This is a genomic window from Mongoliitalea lutea (assembly GCF_014652135.1).
GTDB classification, from domain to species: domain Bacteria; phylum Bacteroidota; class Bacteroidia; order Cytophagales; family Cyclobacteriaceae; genus Mongoliitalea; species Mongoliitalea lutea.
Genome location: NZ_BMYF01000009.1, coordinates 110167 through 127610, shown reverse-complemented (window position 1 = coordinate 127610; position 17444 = coordinate 110167). Strand labels below are relative to the sequence as shown.

Here is a 17444-nt window from a genome sequence, read left to right as displayed (position 1 = left end):
TATCAAATAATTATAATTCGATAACTATTCAAATTACAAAAGAAAAGAATAAAATTGACCTACTTTTACCAAAATTGATGTAATAATGAGTAAATTTCTTCACTTTTATTCCTGTTCAGAGAAAAAAAAGTATATTTGTGTAAATAAATTACCCACATCGCATTTGGATAATACTTTACAATGGATTTTTTAAAGAAACTTAAAATTTTACCAAGGTGGATCATTGCTTCCTTGGATGCCCTTATTCTGTATCAATCAGCCTTTTTTGGATATTTAGTAAGGTTCAATTTTGAACTTGATGTAATCAAGGAACATGATTCGTTTGCAGGAAGCTTGGCATTTATGCTAGGTGGTGTGTTAGTCATGCTTTTTACCAGGAGTTATGAAGGTATTGTACGACATACAGGATTTAAAGATGGAACTATTATTTTTAAAACGATTGTTTTAGTCTTCTTATTGTTCTTTAGTCTCAATTTTCTAACGTTTAATGTTCTTAGCGATAGATATGTGTTGCCTACTTCGATTCTTATAATTGCTTCTTTATCATCTTTATTTCTGTTAATTTTCTACAGACTTTTAGTTAAAGAGTTATTTGTGTATCTAAAAAGCTCAGTTGCTCCCTTAGAAGTAAAAAAGGGGGTTGTTTTTGGAGCAGGGGAGGCTGGAATTATTGCTCAAGATGTAATAAAAAGAGATAGTAAAACTCATTTCGAAACGGTTGCATTTTTAGACGATGATCCGAAGAAAGAAGGAAAAATCATTGATGGTAAGAAGATATACAGAGGAATTAATATGTTGTCCAAACTTATTGAAAGTCATGGAGTAACAGAATTAATTATCGCTGTAAGGGATATTTCAATGCAAAGGAAGCGGGAGATCATTGACGAATGTCTACGGTTGAATATCCATGTTAGAATAGTACCTCCAATAAATCAATGGATAAACGGAGGTTTACAAGCAGGTGCAATACGTGAAGTCAAAATTGAGGATTTGTTAAGTAGAGAGCAAATCTCCTTGGATAATCCTAAAATAGAAGAGGATATTGTTGGGAAGGTTGTATTGGTAACTGGTGCCGCAGGATCAATTGGCTCGGAGTTGTGTAGACAAATTATTCATTATAAGCCTAAGTTGCTTATTCTTTTGGATCAGGCAGAATCTCCTTTGTATGATATTGAGCAAGAGTTGAAAGAAGCAGATGTTATTTGTGCTAAAAAAACAATTCTCGCGGATATTAGAAATAGGAAAAAGTTGAAGGCTGTTTTCAGAACCTATAGACCTGAGATTGTTTTTCATGCTGCGGCCTACAAACATGTGCCGATGATGGAAAATTATCCTGAGGAGTCGATAAAGACAAACATTTTAGGGACCAAAATTCTTGCAGATATGGCTGTTCTGCATAACGTTGAGAAATTTGTTTTTGTAAGTACAGATAAGGCTGTGAACCCTACTAATGTCATGGGAGCTACTAAAAGAGCGGCCGAAATGTATGTACAAGCCCTTAATTCCTTTTTAGAAAACAATCATAGACGATTCCATACCCGATTTATAACTACTCGTTTTGGTAATGTACTCGGGTCAAATGGTTCTGTGATTCCGCTTTTCAAGAAACAAATTCAAAAAGGTGGCCCAATAACTGTGACTCATCCAGAAATCACACGATACTTTATGACTATTCCAGAAGCATGCCAATTGGTGTTGGAAGCTGGAGTCATGGGTAACGGTGGAGAAATTTTTGTATTCGATATGGGACACCCCGTGAAAATCGTCGATTTGGCCAAAAAAATGATTCAGCTTTCAGGTAAAAAAGTAGATGAGGATATTAAAATTGTGTTTTCAGGGCTCAGAGAAGGAGAGAAACTTTTTGAAGAACTCTTGAATGACTCAGAAATTGTTAAAATTACCCATCACCCCAAAATTAAAATTGCTCAAGTTTCGCCTAGTGAATACTATAAAATTGAACGGCAATTTGAATTGTTTAATGAATTAATTGAAAAGGGGATTGAGAATGATTTGGTTTCCCATTTGAAATCAATAGTACCAGAATTTATAAGTAATGCTTCAAGGTTTGAAGTGTTGGATAGACTGAATTAATTAATCATTAAACTGCGTCATAGTCATCGATATTCCTACTGTGCAGAAGCTTAGGCACATCTCGATTGCTTTGTCCATGGCAGTGGGTAATTCATCAATTTCCTGTTGAGTCCATCTTCCCAAAACATAATCTACTTGTCTTCCTTTGGGGAAATCATCTCCTATGCCGAAGCGTAAACGCGGATAATCCTGTCCGCCACAAAGTGCTTCAATATTTTTCAGTCCATTATGACCTGCTGCTGAACCTTTGGCCCGCATGCGCAATTTCCCAAAAGGAATAGCTACATCATCCACAATCACCAAGATGTTTTCTTTAGGGATATTCAATTCCTTCATCCAATAATTAACAGCTTTTCCGCTAAGGTTCATATAAGTGGTAGGCTTGATCATGTGTATGCTTCTGCCTTTATACTTAAATTCAGTGGTAAAAGCTAAACGATTACTTTTCCAGCTTACGTCCTGTTTATCAGCCAAACGGTCAACTGTCAGGAAACCTACATTATGACGAGTCAATTCGTACTCAGGGCCAATATTTCCTAAACCGATGATGAGATATTTCATTTTTTAGACTTTTAGAAACGAGAAATGAGAAGCGAGAGACGAGAGGTGAGAAGCGAGAGACGAGAAGCGAGAGGTGAGAGACGAGACAAGAATCAAGAACCAAGACTCGTTTATCTCGTCCTGAAATTGCTTGATACTTTTTTAAGAATAATTCTCTTATCTACACGCCGCTAATATATCGCCGAACATGCCTACCACAGGTAGAGGCATACTTCAAATTATTTCGCGCTAGCATATTTCATTAAACTTCCATTCTTAATTCCTAATTTCAACTGTTCACTAAAAAACCCTACCCTTGTTGCCAAAGATAGGGTTTTGTTATAAGTTGTTCAGAATAATTATTCTGCTTTCTTACCTCTCAACGCTCTTGGGATACCGATGGTAACGATAGAAACATTAGGAGAAGTCAAGATTTCGAATCCTTCAGCAGACAATTCACCTACTTTGAAAGATTTTCCAAGATCTAGTTTGGAGATGTCCACATCAATTTTGTCAGGAAGATTGGAAGCAAGACCTTTAACAGCAAGTCTTCTAGTTTTTACTTCTAATTTACCCCCCTTTTTGGATACCAGGAGAGGTTCCAATGATATTAACAGGGATTTCAAATTTAATAGCTCTATCTTCACTGAAAGCCAAGAAATCTGCATGCAATAAGGTTTCACTTACTGGGTGAAACTGTGCATCTTTCAATACAGCTTTCATTTTAGTGCCTTCAATGTTCAAGTCAACCATGTGCACATCTGGTGTGTAAACAAGGTCTCTGAAAAGAATGGCAGGCGTGTAGAAGTGGATCTGACCTTCAATTGCCGGTCCGTAAACCACGCATGGTACATTGCCTTCTTCGCGGATCTCTTTCAAAGATGCGCTGTCGAGATTTGCTCTTTTAAACCCTATAATCTCTAATGATTTCATAATATGAATGTTATATTGTGTTTGTTGATTTGAATAGTACATCTATCCAAATCAGTTTGCAAAAGTACGCGTAAATTTTGAAAATAAAAATAATGATAGGATAGTTGTTGAAGGAATATAGACTTAATGTCCTTAAGTTAATCGATTGTTGTTAGTATGCTGCGCGCTGTTCACAGATCTAGGAGATTGAACACATTAAAACAGATTACTTATTTTAGATTTTAAAGGGTAGATTTTAGATTTATCAGGAATAAAAAAAGTCCTTTAGCACAGATTTATTATTCTAGATTTTAAACTTAGAAACAAGAAACAAAAAAACAAAAATCCCGACAACTTCCGTCACTCATTTTTTATTCAGCGCAAAAAGCACTTGATTTGCTTAGACCGTTTTTAATCGCATGGATCAAGCTCCTTTTATCATTTACAAATCCTCCGCAGGTTCGGGTAAGACCTATACACTTACGTTAGAATACCTGAAAATTGCCTTGGCTTACCCCGGTGCCTTCAAGTCCATTTTGGCTGTGACCTTTACCAATAAAGCCACCCAAGAAATGAAGTCCCGAATTTTGGAATATCTAGAGCGACTCTCGCAAGAGGTAAAGGCAGAGGAGTTTTTGGATAAGGAATTGATGAAGCACCTGAAGCTGGATGCTGTGGCTTTGCAAAAGCGAGCGCATGAAACCTTATTGGATATTTTGCATGCCTATGGATATTTTTCAGTAAGTACCATCGATGCATTTTTCCAGCGGGTGATCCGATCCTTTGCCAAGGAAATGGACTTGCAGGCAAAGTTCGATTTGGAGTTGGATCAAGAAGCGGTCTTGGAGCGCCTTGTCGATCGCTTGATGGAAAAAGTGTCTTCGGATCAAGCTTTGAAAAAGTGGTTGGTGGAATATACTACTGAACAAATTCAAAATGGAGGCAATTGGGATATCCGGGGGGGGATTCAATCTTTGGGGAAAGAAATTTTTACCGAGGGTTTCAAAGCGCATCGGCAAACCTTTCAGCAAGCCATGGATCAGGAAGACTTTATAAAACAGTTAAAAGCTGAGCTGATGCAACAGCGGGCATTGCTGATCAAAAAAGCTTTGGATGGAAAGCAAAAAGCAAATGATATCCGCGTTCAGTACGGATTGGAATGGGAGGAATTTAGTGGAGGAAACAGTGGGCAGAATTTTGTCCGAAAATTAGATTATCTGGGTGATAAGAAAAATCCTTTTCCCACTTTTACTGATAAACAAATTGACAAAGTGCATAGCATAGACGGTTGGTATACCAAGACGAGTAAGAGAAAGGATGCTATTGAAGCCGCTGCCAATGCTGGGTTACGGGAATTGATAATGGATTGTTGTTCGATTAAGATTCAATGGGATACTTATGCCACTTTGTTGAAGCAATTAAATGTATTTGGGATTTTCAGGGATTTGATATTGGAACTGAGATATCTGAAAGATGAGGAAAGTATACTGTTGATCTCAGATGTCAATGACTTCCTCAAAGAAATCACCAAAGACAACGAGGCTCCGTTTGTTTACGAGAAAATCGGAAACCAATACCGGCATTTTCTTATCGATGAATTTCAGGATACCTCCGACTTTCAGTGGGCAAGTTTCCGGCCTTTGTTGGAAAATTCCCTAGCATCGGGCCATACCAATCTCTTGGTAGGAGATGTTAAGCAATCCATTTACCGATGGAGGGGAGGGAAATTGGAGTTGTTGCTAGAGGAAGTGGAGCAACAGATTTCTCAGCAGTTGATCGAAGTGAAAAATCTGGATGTCAACTATCGGAGTCTTCCGAAGGTGATTGATTTTAATAATGCTGTGTTTGAACAGCTTCCCATTTTACTGGAGGAGTACATGTTGGAAAACGCCAAAACAGCAGCCGATCAACTCCTCCAAAAAGCCTATGCAGATGTAAAGCAGCAGGTGCCGAGTAAAAAGCGGGACTTGCCTTTTCAGGGAATGATTCAAATTCAGTTTCAGGAAAAGGCCAGTAGAAGTAGCTATGGAAATGAGGAAGAAGAGACTGAGGAGGACAATGATGCAGGTGTACTCGGCAAACTGCCACCACTGCTCATGGAGCTGCAAGATAAAGGATACCAATTGAAGGATATTGCGTTCCTCGTTCGGAAAAAGAATGAAGGGGCGGCCATCGCAGATTACCTGATGGACTTTGCCCAAACTCAGACGGAGTCTCGTTATCGATTTGATGTGCTGTCCGAAGAATCCTTATTTATTGACAAATCCATTGCGGTAAAAGCCATGGTCGCCTTACTAACGTACTTGAGAGATGGGGAGGATACCGTTGCTTTAAAGACAGCGTTTTATTATTACGCGCTTTTGAAAGAAGAGCCTTTTTCGCATGAACTCTTTGAAAAATTCAGCTTACCTGCTGAATTGCAAGGGAAGTTTAGGGAATTACAAGGCCTGCGCGGGAAATGGTTGCAGTACCCATTACTTGAATTGATCGAGCATGTGATTCAGTTTTTGGATTTGACTAGTGCTGGAAATGACTTGGCGTATATTGCTGGTTTTAAAGAAGCGGTGTTTGATTATGTCAAAAAGAATAGAGCTGATCTCAATGGTTTATTGGATTGGTGGGAACTGAACAAAACCAAGCGCACGGTTAAAATCCCCGAAGATCATGATGCCATGCGGATTTTGACCATCCATAAATCCAAAGGCTTGCAATTTAAGGTAGTCATCATGCCATACCTCGATTGGGCCATCCTTCCAACATATTCAATGGCACCCATACTTTGGGCTAAGTATGAACATAATGGCACACCAACGATTGCCCCCATCAAGCAAGAAAAAAATCTTGCAAATACCCTTTTTGCAGAACTCTACAATCAAGAGGTGAAGTTAGCCTACATGGACACCTTGAATATGCTGTATGTAGCATTTACTAGAGCGGAGGATATGTTTTGGGGTTTTGCTGATTTTGCGATCAGTAAGGAAGGCATTGTTCAAACAAGAAGAACTGGAGGGGTTTTGAGAAATCTGCTGGAGACGATGGGAAATCAAAACGTAACTGAAGGGATGGCTTGGGATGCCGAAAAGGAGTTATTTGTGTGGGGAACTATGGAAGGTATCAGTCAATCAAATGATATCAAAATCATACCTTCTCCTTTGGTCAGGTGGGAGTTTCGGGATTGGAATGAGCTTTTGAAACCCAAAGAATATGCTTGGGATTTTTCCCCACAGGGAGTCGATGATCGTTCTCAAAGACGAATTGGGGTTTTGGTGCATGAAATCTTAGAGCATTCCAATCGCTTGGAAGATGCTTTGGGATTGGTGCAAAGCTATGCCTTTGAAGGTCGCTTCACCTCGGAGGTTCAACAAGAAGTAGAGCAGCAGTTAAGGGAACTGTTTGCGCTGCCTCAATTACAGGCTTGGTTTGGAGATGGATATCAGTCCTTAGCTGAACAAGGAATTTTGATCCCCCAAGGAGGCCAAAAGCGACCGGATAGAATCTTTATCAGTGCTGAGGAGGCTTTGGTGGTGGATTTTAAAACTGGTGCGCAGAAATCCCAACACCTCGAACAGGTCCGTTCGTACATGGATTTGGTTGCCTCTATCGTTGAAAAGCCAGTGAAGGGCTATGTTTGTTATTTGGAACCTACAGAATTGATTGAAGTACTATGAACAGTTTTTTGAAAGATACCGCAGCACAAGTACTGAACTCTGGAAGAGACCTTAGCCAAGTGGTGGTTGTACTGCCTAATAGAAGGGCAGGCCTATTTTTTGTGAAGTACTTGGAGGAATTAATCGATAAGCCTACCTGGATGCCGGAGGTCAAAACTATTGAGCAGGTTTTCTCTGGTATAGCTGGACAACGGGCTGCCGATGATCTGACCTTGATATTTGAGTTGTACGACGTATATCAACAACTCCAGTCTGAGGCAGAAACCTTTGATCGCTTTTACTTTTGGGGTGAGTTGATCTTGAAAGATTTCAATGATTTGGATCAATTTCTTGCTGATGCCAAATTGGTGTACAGGAATCTATCTGAAATTAAAGCCATTGAATCGGATTTAAGTTTCTTGACCGAGGAACAGGTAGCATTAATATCCCAGTTTTGGAAATCTTTCCAAGCACAAAAACCGGAAGAAAAAGAGCGCTTTCTACGTTTTTGGCAGATTTTGGAAAAGCTATACGAGCAGTTCAATGCACAATTAGATGTATTGGGATTGGCTTATGGAGGTAAAGTATATAGAAAGGCTGTTTCCAAATTGCCCGAATTGAGTAAGCCTGAAAAACATTATGTCTTTATAGGGTTCAATGCCTTTACTTTGGCGGAGGAAAAACTGATCAAGCATTTCATTAAGAATTTTGGAGCTGAAGTCTTTTGGGATGTGGATGCATACTACATAGAGGACAAAAGACAAGAGTCAGGACTCTTCTTTCGGGACTATATCAAAGATCCTGTTTTGGGCCCAACTTTTCCAGAAGAGTTGCCAAAAACCATTGAATCCAAGTCAGCAGTTATTCATACCTATGCCATTCCTTTGAAAATCAATCAGGCTAATGTGGTAGGAAAATTATTGGAGAGAGTTTCGGCGGATGAATCTTTAGATGAGACAGTGGTGATTTTGCCAGATGAGCAACTGCTTTTTCCCTTGCTACACGTGTTGCCGGATAACGTGGACAAATTGAATGTGACCATGGGTTATCCTATTCGGAATGCTCCTGTTTATGCATTCTTGGATGCCATCTTGGATTTGCAGCGATATATCAAGGTGAAGGAAGGGAAAGTGACATTTTACCATAAACAGGTTTTGGACTTGTTGGCCTTTCCTTACTTGGCGGAAGCCAATCCTGAGTTTACCAAGGAACTTAAATCTACTATCCAAACCAACAATCTAATAGAGATATCCTTGGATCAGTTGCATGCTGGAGGAGGGCTATTCCAAGAAGTCTTCCAGAAGGTTGCATCTAATGATTTGGTAAGCTATTTGGGTAAATTGATGCAGTTGTTAGCACAGCAGTTGAAAGAGGATTCCATCCAATCAAGCTATCTTTTCCAAGCATATAAGCAATTGAACCGAATTCAAGAGGTGCTTTCGGATCATCGCTTGGGTAATTTGTCTTTGGAATTTTTCTTAAAACTATTTAGGCAACTGTTTCAGGAGGTGCGCTTGCCATTTGAAGGAGAGCCATTGCAGGGCTTGCAGGTAATGGGAGTATTGGAATCCCGTAACTTGGATTTCAGAAGAGTGATTATTTGCGATGTGAATGAGGGCAGCTTTCCTCCTGGAGGCGGGATAAATTCCATGATCCCACATAATTTGAGGAGAGCTATTGGTTTGCCTGTTCAGGAGCAAAATGATGCCATTTATGCCTACACCTTTTATCGCTTACTTCATCGAGCAGAAGAGGTGCATCTGATTTTTAGTACGGCATCCGATCAAGGCAAGAGTGGGGAAATGAGCCGTTTCTTGCAACAAATGCAAATTGAGTTGGGTGTAGCTAGACCTCAGGTGCAGCTATTGTCAGCAGATCTGAGTTCGGGCAAGGAAATTACGGTTCGAAAAGATGCTGCTATTCTCAGTAAACTGAGTGAGTATTGGAAATCAAGTCCAGCAAAAGAGTTCAACAGGTCCTTATCTGCCTCTGCTATCAATTCCTATTTGGATTGCCGACTACGTTTTTATCTGCGCTATGTGGCAGGCTTGAAAGAGCAAGAGGAAGTGGCAGCTGATGTGGATGCAGGTGTTTTTGGTACTATTCTGCATAGAGCCATTGAGTTGCTCTACCTACCAGAAGGTGACCAAGCCCCAAAATTGATCACTCCTCATGAGTTGAACCGAATTCAGCCCACAATTGCAACTGCTGTTGATAAGGCTATCCGGGAGTTTTATCATGTAGAAAAGGATGAAGACTTTGTTCCCAGTGGTCAGATGCAAATCGTACGGGAAATTTTCATCGAGTATATTCAGGGAATTGTAGCTTACGATAGTGAAGGGGGAGATTTTACTGTTTTGGGCCTGGAGCAGCAACATACCACCTATATTCCAATTGAAGTAGAGGGTAGGGGAGAGGAGGTGCGCTTATATGGCCTAATTGATCGGGTAGATGAGAAAGATGGGATAATTCGATTGCTGGACTATAAGACTGGCAAGGATGAAAAGAATTTCACAACGATTCCTTCATTGTTTGATCGGGAAGACAACAAGCGAAATAAGGCAGCCATGCAGACCATCCTATATGCCTATTTCTATCAATTCACCAATCCGTCTAATCAGCAGCCGTTGAAGCCGGGTCTTTTCAATGTCAAAGAGATTTTTAAGGATGATTTCAATCCATTCCTGATTATGGGTGAGGGCAAGCTCAAATCAGAAGTTGAGAACTACCTTGAACTTTCGGAAGAATTTGAACAAGGTTTAAGTAGCTTGCTAAGTGAATTATTTGATCCAGCTGTTCCCTTTGATCAGACGGCAGATGTTGATAAGTGCAGGTATTGTGCGTTTAAGGAGATGTGTGGGAGGTAGGGGACTTGGAGAGGCGAGAAACGAGAAGCGAGAGACGAGAAGCGAGAAGCGAGAGACGAGAAGCGAGAAGCGAGAGCCGAGAGGTTAGAAACAAGAAGCAAGAATCAAGAGAAAGCTCGCAGAATACGGGGAAAACGCAGAAAAATTTTATACCCAAAGAGAGAAATTAAGATTCAGCTGGTTAACTCCATCAATTGGCTCGGGTTTTAAACCGGGAAAACATGAGTATCCCTGGATTCATATAGGAGGGTTTAAACTCACCACCATTTGTAGATTAAAACCCATAAGTGAAAGTTGCGCAGTGGATACACGGTACACTGCTCATTATGCACTTTTCACTGTTCACTCCTCCCTCCAATGCCGGGGATTAAAATCCACGGCAATTGATGGGTGTTTTCTTTAAAAATCTGCAATAATTGCAATAATTTGATTTCAAACTTCTAATTCAAATAGTGGGTTAAAAACCCACAGGAGCATTTTTCATTCTAAATCCTAAATTCCTAATTTTCCAACTTCACACTGTTCAATGCTCACTTCATTCCTAACCCTTTCCCTATCCAAGAAAAGAGACCCGGCAGGTTTTTGAAACCTGCCGGGTCTGTCTAGCATCATGGGGCTCATTCCTCATTCCCCATTCCAAATTCCACATTTAATTACTGTTCACCCTAAAACCCTGTTTTCTGAACCTTTTTGTGGGCTTCTGGGAGGAGTTGGAGGGCTGCGGAGGCATACCATTCGATGAGCTCCATTTTGAGGACTCCAGCCTGAATTGCGGGGTTGGTATTCGTTAGGGCTTCGGCTTCTTCTTTGGTACTTACATTGAAGAGGAAAATTCCTCGTTTTTCTTTTCCATCGATAAAAGGACCTGCAAGTATCAATTTTCCATTTTCATCTAATCGGTTGATATTGGCCATATGCCCTTTTTGTATTTCAGCGCGTTGATCAGGACTGTATTCATTGACTCGATCTCCAGCTAATAAAATGGCCATGACATAGGTTTTCATCCCATAGTCGTCTGCTTGAAGCTGTTTGGCGAGGCTTTCATCATAGGAGCTTTTTTGTGCAAACGAATGACTACTTATTGCTAGAGTCATGAGTAGGATAAAATAAACGGTTTTCATATCATTGGACGATTAAAGATAAAGTATCTGCTTTTGAACGCAATTTGAGCCAAGCCTCAAGTTTCTGTAGTTCTTGGGAACTTGGTTTGGTTTTGAATTTGGCATAAGCCATCATAATTGTATCCTTTTGATTTTTATTTAAATCAGCTATTACTGATCTATTCATGGAGAAATTTTCTAAAGCGGGGTGATTGATTTTGGCTTCTTGTGCTATATCCATGACTTGCTGATAGTTTTTACCAAATTCCGATAGTTCTCTTTCCAGAAGCGCTATTCGTCTGTCTTTATCTTGAATGAGGGTTTCATTTCTTTCATAAAGATCTTTTAAAATATCCGAACGCAGCAAATTCATATCGGCATTATCCCCACTTTGCCTAATTCGTAAGTAAGTATCTCGAAGATTAAGATTCGCTAGTTTTTTCTCCAATTGAACAATCGATTCATCTGAAATCCGTTCACCGATCAAACTCACTTCTATAAAGCTGCTATCAGAGGCATAAATTAAGTTAGAGTTTAAAACCTGCGTTCTAGGAAGGTCAAATTCCACGCTGATAAACTGATTAGCAGATTTTTCCCAAATGGTCCGCTTGACAATGTTGTAGGCCAAATATACACTTGGAACAATGGTCAAAATGGTAAAGATGGTGATGTAAGTTTTTACTGTTTTTTCTCTTTTAGGATCTAGAAATTCCTTTTTGGGAAAATTCATAAACCGAACAATCAGATAAGTGGATAGGGAGATGAAAACACTGTTGATAAAGAAAAGATAGAATGCTCCAAAGAAGAAATAAAGATTGCCTGTTGCTAATCCATAGCCTGCGGTACAAAGTGGAGGCATCAACGCTGTTGCAATTGCCACTCCAGGGATAGCATTACTTTTCTCTTTTCTGGAGCCAGCGACGATTCCAGCCAATCCACCAAACAAAGCAATCAACACATCCCAAATGGTAGGTTCTGTTCGAGCAAGTAATTCAGATTGGGCATCGTTGAGTGGAGTAAAAGAAAAGTAAATCGTGCTCGTTATAATCGAAATCAGAACTGCTATGCCGAGGTTTTTAAAGGACTTTTGAAGCAGTTCAAAATCGTTGATTCCCGCAGCCATTCCAATTCCCATGATTGGCCCCATAAGAGGAGAGATTAGCATGGCTCCAATGATCACAGCAGTAGAGTTGACATTCAAACCAACGGATGCCACAAAGATGGCAAATATCAAAATCCAAAGGTTGGCTCCACGGAACTCGATATTTTTTCGGATGTAGTCGATGGTCTCCAATTCATCCTCTTTCCCTTCATGCAAATCAAATCGGTCACGAAAGAATAGGAGGAGGCTCATGATCTTATTTCTTAATCCAAAAGCGGTATTTTTTGAACTCATAGCTATGTTTATTTCGAAGCCCAAACTACTCAAAAAAAAGGAAATTCGATAAAGCCCCTAGTTAGGTCAGCAAAAAGCCCTAGAATACTCAGGGTCCCTAGTCCAATTTTTTCTTAAAAAGGGTATACCGATTTATGCTAATACTTTTTAAAGCTTTAAATCGCGTATATGGATATAACTGTCAGAAAAAAAGCGAGTTAAAGTACATTTAGCCGAATCTAAATTTGCCAAGGCTAAATTATTTAGCCTATCCTAATAGTTAAAAGACGTAAAATTTTGTCACTACCCACGTTTAAGTTTTTATATTTGTATGGTTACAAAAGGCAACACTTCTATTTTGCCATGTGGGAATGTGTGAGAAGCTTAATTTCAATGAACTAAATTTTATCCCAGATTATGAGTAAAGCAATCCAAACAATTGTTTTTGTTGATGATGATAGGATCCAGCATATGATTAATCGAAAGAATATGCTTCGGTTGAAGGAGGATTTGAATTTGCAATTTTTTGAAAATCCATTTAGCGCATTGGACTGGTTTGCTTCAAATGATGCAGATCTATTGATATTGGATGTGAATATGCCAGAAATGAAAGGATGGGAATTTCTGGATAGATTGAAAGTGTTGAATAAGACAATTGAAGTTAAAATGCTCACCTCATCGGTAGATCCAGATGACATAGAAATCAGTACACAGTACAACATGGTTTCGGGTTTTTTGGTTAAGCCTTTGAAAAATGATATCATGGCTGAAATCCTAGGCCTATAAAGGACTCTAAAATGAATTTATGATAAACTTAACCAACGATAAAAAACCAGTTTTATCAAAAAAGATAGATAAATTTTTTCTAGGCCTTTACAATGCATTTTCTTTTGTAAAGCGCTTTTTCAAAGAGGTGTGGTTTCCTCCTTACGAATTTAGGGAAATCATGCGTCAGTGTTATGAAATTGGCTACCGATCCTTGCCTTTGATATCCTTAACAGGATTTATTATCGGAGTTGTATTTACCAATCAGTCTAGGCCTTCCCTAGCTGAATTTGGGGCTACGTCCTGGCTGCCAGCCTTGATTTCTATTGCCATCGTGCGAGCTATGGGACCATTGGTAACGGCACTGATTGCTGCTGGAAAAGTAGGTTCAAGTATCGGAGCCGAAATTGCATCCATGAAAGTTACCGAGCAGATTGATGCCATGGAAGTTTCTGCCATCAATCCTTTCAAGTATTTAGTGATAACCCGTGTATTGGCTACCACATTAATGATTCCTGTATTGGTGATGTACACTGATTTTGTTGCTTTGATGGGAGCTTTTGTCAATGTCAATCAAAACGAGTTAGTGTCACTTTCTACTTTTTTTGTACAAGTATTTGAAGCGATTTCCTTCTTAGATATTTTTTCATCCATTATCAAATCCTTTGTATTTGGTTTTACAATCGGAATTGTTGGTTGTTACAAGGGATATACTTCAAATAAGGGCACAGAAGGTGTAGGTCAAGCTGCCAATTCTTCCGTGGTAATGTCGATGTTTTTGATTTTCATTGAGGAATTATTGGCTTTGCAAATTGTAAACGCTATCAGATATGCCTAAACAAAGTTCAGAAGCGGTCATTGAAATCAGAGGTCTCTATAAATCCTTTGATGAAAACCACGTCTTACGGGGAGTGGATTTGGATTTGTATAAAGGAGAGAATTTGGTTGTGTTAGGTAGATCCGGTACGGGTAAATCTGTCCTCATTAAAATATTGGTAGGATTATTGACTCAGGATGAGGGGACAATAAAAATATTTGGCAAAAGTACGGCAGGATTAAGTTTAAAAGAGCTGAACGCACTAAGATTGAGAATTGGTTTTTCATTCCAAGCTTCTGCCTTATATGATTCTATGACCGTAAGAGAAAACTTAGAATTTCCCTTGGTTAGAAATGTAAAAAATCTAACTAGGAAGGAAATAGATATGCGGGTAGAAGACTTGTTGGATTCAGTTGGATTGTCCAAGACGATCAATCAGATGCCTTCTGAGCTCTCCGGTGGTCAAAAAAAGCGTATTGGTATTGCGAGAACGCTGATTTTAAATCCTGAGATCATGCTCTATGATGAGCCTACGGCAGGTTTGGACCCAATCACCTGTATTGATATCAATAACTTGATTAACGAGGTTCAGCAGCGTTATCAGACGACTTCCATTGTAATTACCCACGATCTTACCTGTGCTAAGCAAACAGGCGATCGTATGGCTGTCCTCATCGAGGGCAAGTTCAAAGCAGTTGGAGGTTTTGAGGAAGTATTCCATAATGCTGAAGACCAAAATATTCAATCATTCTATGATTATAACTTCATTAACTAATGAGAAACGATAGTAAAAAGTCAGTCATTGTAGGTGTTTTCGTACTGATTGGCATCATCATCTTTGTTGCGGGTATTTTAACCTTAGGAGGGCAACAGAAAAAATTTGTTAGGAGCATTTCCCTAAATGCCGTCTTCGATGATATTGCAGGTCTTCAGACTGGTAATAATGTCTGGTTTTCCGGGGTAAAAATCGGAACGGTCAGAAGAATTAACTTTTATGGGGATTCTCAGGTGGAAATTGTCATGAATGTAGAATCCAAAGTGCGTGAATATATCCGAAAGGATTCCAAAGCGACAATTGGTTCAGATGGCTTAATTGGTAATAAAATTATCGTAATTTACGGAGGGACTACCCAAGCCCCCGCAGTGGAAGATGGAGATCGCCTCATGTCCGAAATGCCTTTGGATACGGATAAAATGATGGAAACACTGCAAGAAAACAATAAAAACTTGGTAACGATAACCGAAAATCTAAAGGTGCTAACCACAAAAATTGCCCAAGGACAAGGCATCGTGGGTACGGTTATGACGGATAGCTTGTTAGGTGAAAACTTCAAAAATATCATCACCAATCTAGATAGAGCGGCAACCAATTCCAACCGCATGATCAATGAGATGAACAGATTTACTTCCAATTTAAATAAAGAAGGGAATCTGTTTCATGACTTAACCACAGACAAAACACTCTATTCAGACCTTCAAGCTTCAATCAAAGATCTTCAAGCGACTGCAAATAATGCAAATAAGCTTACTGATAATCTGAATGATATTACAGCTAAACTCAACGATAAGAATAATACGGCTGGAATGATCCTAAATGATGAAGAGTTTGCCAATAGTTTGAAAAACACATTGGTAAATATCGACAGTTCTTCCGTAAATCTGAATCGTGGTTTAGAAGCCTTAGAATACACTTGGCCCTTCCGAAGAGGATTCAAAAGAAAAGCTAAAGCAGAAGGGAATTAAGTAGTGAACAGTGAGCAATGAAGAGTGAAAGACCCGGCAGGTTTCAAAAACCTGCCGGGTTTTTACTTGGATTCGGGAAAGGGTGGGGAATTTAGAATTTAGAATGAAGTGAACAGTTTGGACAACTTGGTGGCTGAGTGAAGTCGAAGTCAGTGAATAATGGTCCACCGTCGCATGTAAACTGTTCACATTTCAAACAAACAAATTAGAAATGAATTTAAAACAGTGTTCCTATGGGCTTGCTTTACAAATTAATAGTTAACAAAAAGCAGCTGAAGTTCCAGTTACAGGAGCTCCCCTAAAGCGAATCAGAAGCAAAAGTTTAACTAGAGTCATGAATAAGAAGGATGCTAACATGTTCTCTCTTAGGATTGGCGTAGGTCTTTTCCAGACACACATTCAAAAGTAGAGTCTCACTAATCACTAATCACTAATCACTAATCAACTAATCAACTAATCACTAATCAACTAATCACTAATCACTAATCAACTAATCACTAATCAACTAACCCCCCACCTACCTTTCATAAAAATTTTAATCAACACTAAAGCCTTTTTGATTTTTTTTTGAATATTTAGGAGTTCATTCATTCCTGCATTATGTCAAGTAGAAGAGTATTTATAAAAAAGAGCTTTTTAGCAGGTTCAGCCCTGCTTCCTATTCAACTATTGCATTCTTGTTCGGAGCCCGATAGGGTTTCTAGCACAGAAAAATTCAAGCCACTCATTTTAGCAACTTGGGATCATGGTATGCCAGCCAATGACCGTGCTTGGGAGGTTTTAAGCCAAACAGCTTCTGTTGTGGATGCTGTAGAAGAAGGGGTAAAAGTAACCGAATTAGATATGGATAACCTTTCTGTTGGACTTCAAGGTTTGCCCGATAGAGAAGGGATTCCGACGCTTGATGCTTCAATCATGAAAGGAGACGGTTCTTGTGGTTCAGTAGCCTTTTTAAGGCAAATAAAGCATCCTATAGCTGTTGCCCGGAAAGTGATGGATGAAACGCCTCATGTGATGCTTGCAGGTGAAGGTGCCCGTCAGTTTGCAATTTCCCAGGGTTTTCCCTTGGAGTCGGAGGTTTTGAGTCCTAAGGCAGCGAAAGCTTTTGAAGAGTGGAAAGTAAATGCGCAATATAAGCCCATCATAAATATTGAAAATCATGATACCATTGGCATGATTGCTTTGGGGGCTGATGGGAAAATGGCTGGTTCATGCACAACCTCTGGTCTTGCTTATAAGATGCATGGAAGGGTAGGAGATAGTCCAATAATTGGCGCAGGTTTGTTTGTAGATGATGAAGTAGGTGCTGCTACTGCCACTGGACTTGGAGAGTCTATTATTCGGATTTGTGGGTCTTTTTTGATTGTGGAATTGATGCGTCAGGGGAGAACACCCCAAGAAGCATGTGAAGAGGCTGTAAGACGGCTAATTGCTAAAAATAGGAAGGATTTGGATAACCTTCAAGTTGGCTTTTTAGCGATCAATAAGGAAGGGGAGTACGGTGCTTATGCGCTTCGGGAGGGCTTTACCTATGCTATGCACCATGCAAAAGAAAAAGCCCTTAAAAATTCAACCTTTGCACTATAA

At 39.5% G+C, this 17444-nt stretch carries 11 protein-coding genes and 1 pseudogene; 8 read left to right on the top strand and 4 right to left on the bottom strand.

What is annotated here, in order from left to right:
• The first annotated feature begins 180 nt into the window (after positions 1–180).
• Positions 181–2091 carry a polysaccharide biosynthesis protein gene (locus tag IE080_RS08965; protein ID WP_189580926.1) on the top strand — a complete coding sequence of 637 codons (1911 nt, stop codon included), beginning with the start codon at positions 181–183 and terminating at the stop codon, positions 2089–2091.
• On the opposite strand, the gene pth is transcribed toward IE080_RS08965, so the two are convergent.
• Both pth and IE080_RS08955 read right to left on the bottom strand, forming a co-directional pair.
• Positions 2092–2652 carry an aminoacyl-tRNA hydrolase gene (gene pth / locus IE080_RS08960; RefSeq protein ID WP_189580923.1) on the bottom strand — a complete coding sequence of 187 codons (561 nt, stop codon included), beginning with the start codon at positions 2650–2652 and terminating at the stop codon, positions 2092–2094.
• A 338-nt stretch (positions 2653–2990) separates the two neighbouring features.
• Positions 2991–3564 (bottom strand): annotated as a pseudogene (locus IE080_RS08955) (50S ribosomal protein L25/general stress protein Ctc).
• A 398-nt stretch (positions 3565–3962) separates the two neighbouring features.
• On the opposite strand from IE080_RS08955, the gene IE080_RS08950 reads away from it, so the two are divergent.
• Positions 3963–7211: a UvrD-helicase domain-containing protein gene (locus tag IE080_RS08950; RefSeq protein WP_189580920.1), complete on the top strand. Its 3249-nt coding sequence runs from the start codon at positions 3963–3965 to the stop codon at positions 7209–7211.
• On the top strand, positions 7208–10057 hold the full coding sequence (locus IE080_RS08945) for a PD-(D/E)XK nuclease family protein (RefSeq protein ID WP_189580917.1): 2850 nt from the start codon (positions 7208–7210) through the stop codon (positions 10055–10057). The genes IE080_RS08950 and IE080_RS08945 overlap by 4 nt, the downstream gene beginning before the upstream one ends.
• Before the next feature lie 665 nt (positions 10058–10722).
• Here IE080_RS08945 and IE080_RS08940 read toward each other — a convergent pair.
• Complete coding sequence (locus tag IE080_RS08940) at positions 10723–11178, bottom strand: YciI family protein (protein ID WP_189580914.1); 456 nt, start codon at positions 11176–11178, stop codon at positions 10723–10725.
• A 1-nt stretch (position 11179) separates the two neighbouring features.
• Complete coding sequence (locus tag IE080_RS08935) at positions 11180–12553, bottom strand: TIGR00341 family protein (protein ID WP_189580911.1); 1374 nt, start codon at positions 12551–12553, stop codon at positions 11180–11182.
• A gap of 396 nt (positions 12554–12949) precedes the next feature.
• Between IE080_RS08935 and IE080_RS08930 the strand changes: the two genes are divergently transcribed.
• From IE080_RS08930 to IE080_RS08910, 5 genes are all read left to right on the top strand, one after another.
• Positions 12950–13318, top strand: coding sequence for a response regulator (locus IE080_RS08930; protein WP_189580906.1), 369 nt, complete (start codon positions 12950–12952; stop codon positions 13316–13318).
• Positions 13319–13337: 19 nt separating this feature from the next.
• Positions 13338–14135: an MlaE family ABC transporter permease gene (locus tag IE080_RS08925; RefSeq protein ID WP_189580903.1), complete on the top strand. Its 798-nt coding sequence runs from the start codon at positions 13338–13340 to the stop codon at positions 14133–14135.
• On the top strand, positions 14128–14889 hold the full coding sequence (locus IE080_RS08920; protein ID WP_189580900.1) for an ABC transporter ATP-binding protein: 762 nt from the start codon (positions 14128–14130) through the stop codon (positions 14887–14889). The genes IE080_RS08925 and IE080_RS08920 overlap by 8 nt, the downstream gene beginning before the upstream one ends.
• On the top strand, positions 14889–15857 hold the full coding sequence (locus tag IE080_RS08915; RefSeq protein ID WP_189580897.1) for an MlaD family protein: 969 nt from the start codon (positions 14889–14891) through the stop codon (positions 15855–15857). Before IE080_RS08920 ends, IE080_RS08915 begins: the two co-directional genes overlap by 1 nt.
• 600 nt (positions 15858–16457) lie before the next feature.
• On the top strand, positions 16458–17444 hold the full coding sequence (locus IE080_RS08910; RefSeq protein WP_189580894.1) for a glycosylasparaginase: 987 nt from the start codon (positions 16458–16460) through the stop codon (positions 17442–17444).

What these genes read in the sequence shown, in the direction of transcription:
- IE080_RS08910 (WP_189580894.1), top strand. Translation starts at nt 16,458, where the DNA reads ATGTCAAGTAGAAGAGTATTTATAAAAAAGAGCTTTTTAGCAGGTTCA.
- IE080_RS08950 (WP_189580920.1), top strand. Translation starts at nt 3,963, where the DNA reads ATGGATCAAGCTCCTTTTATCATTTACAAATCCTCCGCAGGTTCGGGT.
- pth (WP_189580923.1), bottom strand. Translation starts at nt 2,652, where the DNA reads ATGAAATATCTCATCATCGGTTTAGGAAATATTGGCCCTGAGTACGAA.
- IE080_RS08915 (WP_189580897.1), top strand. Translation starts at nt 14,889, where the DNA reads ATGAGAAACGATAGTAAAAAGTCAGTCATTGTAGGTGTTTTCGTACTG.
- IE080_RS08945 (WP_189580917.1), top strand. Translation starts at nt 7,208, where the DNA reads ATGAACAGTTTTTTGAAAGATACCGCAGCACAAGTACTGAACTCTGGA.
- IE080_RS08965 (WP_189580926.1), top strand. Translation starts at nt 181, where the DNA reads ATGGATTTTTTAAAGAAACTTAAAATTTTACCAAGGTGGATCATTGCT.
- IE080_RS08925 (WP_189580903.1), top strand. Translation starts at nt 13,338, where the DNA reads ATGATAAACTTAACCAACGATAAAAAACCAGTTTTATCAAAAAAGATA.
- IE080_RS08930 (WP_189580906.1), top strand. Translation starts at nt 12,950, where the DNA reads ATGAGTAAAGCAATCCAAACAATTGTTTTTGTTGATGATGATAGGATC.
- IE080_RS08940 (WP_189580914.1), bottom strand. Translation starts at nt 11,178, where the DNA reads ATGAAAACCGTTTATTTTATCCTACTCATGACTCTAGCAATAAGTAGT.
- IE080_RS08920 (WP_189580900.1), top strand. Translation starts at nt 14,128, where the DNA reads ATGCCTAAACAAAGTTCAGAAGCGGTCATTGAAATCAGAGGTCTCTAT.
- IE080_RS08935 (WP_189580911.1), bottom strand. Translation starts at nt 12,553, where the DNA reads ATGAGTTCAAAAAATACCGCTTTTGGATTAAGAAATAAGATCATGAGC.